General features: G+C 74.7%; 2 protein-coding genes and 1 pseudogene. 1 reads left to right on the forward strand and 2 read right to left on the reverse strand.

The window, feature by feature from the left end; all coding sequences use genetic code 11:
- Positions 1–164: 164 nt before the first annotated feature.
- Positions 165–953, forward strand: a complete 789-nt coding sequence (locus IH13_RS0129025) for an SDR family oxidoreductase (RefSeq protein ID WP_031088991.1) — start codon at positions 165–167, stop codon at positions 951–953.
- Between the two features lie 78 nt (positions 954–1031).
- Here IH13_RS0129025 and hsaA read toward each other — a convergent pair whose 3' ends face one another.
- Together hsaA and IH13_RS45110 are read right to left on the reverse strand one after the other, a co-directional pair.
- Complete coding sequence (gene hsaA, locus IH13_RS38760; protein WP_420713409.1) at positions 1032–2033, reverse strand: 3-hydroxy-9,10-secoandrosta-1,3,5(10)-triene-9,17-dione monooxygenase oxygenase subunit; 1002 nt, start codon at positions 2031–2033, stop codon at positions 1032–1034.
- A pseudogene (locus IH13_RS45110) lies at positions 2015–2113 on the reverse strand (hypothetical protein); the annotation flags it as partial. The gene hsaA and the pseudogene IH13_RS45110, both read right to left, overlap by 19 nt.
- Positions 2114–2145: the final 32 nt, after the last annotated feature.

Consider the following 2145-nt stretch of genomic DNA (forward strand, 5'->3'; position numbering starts at 1 on the left):
CCGCTACTTCAAGCGGGCCCACGGGGCGGCCGAACTCTTCGGCCCGGCCGCGCGCCACCGGGCGCGCCTCGCCGCCGGACTCGGGCTGCCCTCCGGGGGCTGATCCGGCGCCCGCACCCCCTACCTTCCCATCCCCCTTTTCCTCGGCAGAGAGGCCGCGCACCATGGACATCGGCAATCCCCTGGACTTCACGGGCCGCGTGGTCCTCGTCACCGGCGGCACCAAGGGCATCGGTGCCGCCATCGCCGGGGCGTTCCTCCGGGCCGGCGCGGACGTGGCCGTCTGCGGGCGCCACGCACCGGGAGCCGCGCCGGCTGCGCGCGGCCGGGAGGCGTTCTTCGTGCCCGCCGACGTACGCGATCCGGCGGCGGCGGCCGGACTGGTCGAGAGCACGGTGGAGCGCTTCGGCCGGCTCGACGTCCTCGTCAACAACGCGGGCGGCTCCCCCGACGCCGACGCCGCCACGGTCTCGCCCCGTTTCGTGGAGAAGATCGTCGCGCTGAACCTGCTCGCACCGTTCTACGTGGCCCAGGCCGCCCACCGCGTCATGCGGGCCCAGGAGGAGGGCGGGGCGGTCGTCAACATCGGCAGTGTCTCCGCCCACGACCCGCAGCCCGGTACGGCCGCCTACACGGCCGCCAAGGCCGGGCTGCTGGGCCTCACCAAGGCGCTCGCCCTGGAGTGGGCGCCGCACGTGCGGGTCAACCACATCACCACCGGGCTCATCCGCACCGAGAGCGCGGCGGCCGTCTACGGGGCGGACGGCGGCGCGTCGGTGGCCCGGACCGTCGCGATGGCGCGCATGGCCGTCCCCGCGGACGTCGCCGGCGCCTGCCTCTACCTGGCGGGCCCGCTGGCCGGTTACGTCAACGGCGCCGACCTCGCGGTGCACGGCGGCGGGGAGTTCCCCGCGCGCTACCTGGCCGCACGGGCGGCGGACCGGGCGCGGTGAGCGGCCCCGCGCGCACGACGGCCCGGACTCCGCGAGGAGTCCGGGCCGTCGTGCGCGGGCGCGGCGCGGAGCCGTGGCTCAGACCAGGTTGTCCTCGACCGTCAGCCCGAAGGCACCCCGGCCGTACATGGCCAGGGCGCGCTCCACGTCGTTGGCCACGTGGACGCTGCCGGCGTGGGCGTCCCGCCACGCCCGTTCGATGGGGTTGCCGCGCCGCAGCGAGTTGCCGCCGGCGGTCTTGAAGAGCAGGTCGATCGCTTCGACGGCCCGTTCGGTGCCCCTGACCTGGTCCCGCCGTGCGCGCAGCCGCAGCTCCATGGGGATGTCCCGCCCGGCCGAGGCCAGTTCGTACATCTCCCGGACGTTGCGGTCCATCTGCAGGACTGTCGCGTCGATGTCGGAGGCGGCGCGGGCGATGGCCACCTGGGCGAAGGGGTCCTCGGCGAACCGGCCGCCGCCCAGGCTGAGCCGCACCCGCTCCTTCATCAGGGAGACGTACGAGGCGTAGCCGCCGGACACGGCACCGACGACCGGGGCGGTGATGGCGCTGGTGAACACCGTCCCGAACGGCAGCCGGTGGAGGGGGCCCCGGTTGGCCTGCTGCCCGGGCCCCTTCAGCTGGGCCTGTTCGTAGTTGCGCAGGACCCGGTGGGCGGGGACGAACACCGATTCCACGAGGATGTCGTTGCTGGCCGTGCCGCGCAGCCCGACGACGTCCCACACGTCCTCGATGCGGTAGTCGCGGCGGGGCACCAGAACGGTGAGGAAGTCCACCGGCCTGCCCTGCGCCCCGACCACGATGGCGCCGAGCAGGGCCCAGCCGGCGTGTTCGCAGCCCGAGGAGAAGCTCCACCGGCCGCTGAGCTCGTAGCCGCCCTCCACCGGGGTGAGCCTGCCCACCGGCGCGCACGACGAGGAGACGCGGGTGTCCGGGTCCTCCCCCCAGACGTCGTCCTGCGCCCGCCGGGGAACAGGCCCAGCTGCCAGGGGTGGACGCCCAGGACGGACGCCACCCAGCCGGTGGAGCAGCACACCCCGGAGATCTCCCGCACCACCTGGTAGAAGTCGACCGGATCGCACTCCAGACCGCCGTACCGGACGGGCTGGAGCATCCGGAAGACCCCCGCCTCGGCCAGTTCGGCGATCGTGGACCGCGGTATCCGCCGGGTCTCGTCCGCTGCGGCGGCCCGCT

It is taken from the genome of Streptomyces sp. NRRL WC-3549 (genome assembly GCF_000721935.1).
Lineage (GTDB): Bacteria > Actinomycetota > Actinomycetes > Streptomycetales > Streptomycetaceae > Streptomyces.

What these genes read in the sequence shown, in the direction of transcription:
- IH13_RS0129025 (WP_031088991.1), top strand. Translation starts at nt 165, where the DNA reads ATGGACATCGGCAATCCCCTGGACTTCACGGGCCGCGTGGTCCTCGTC.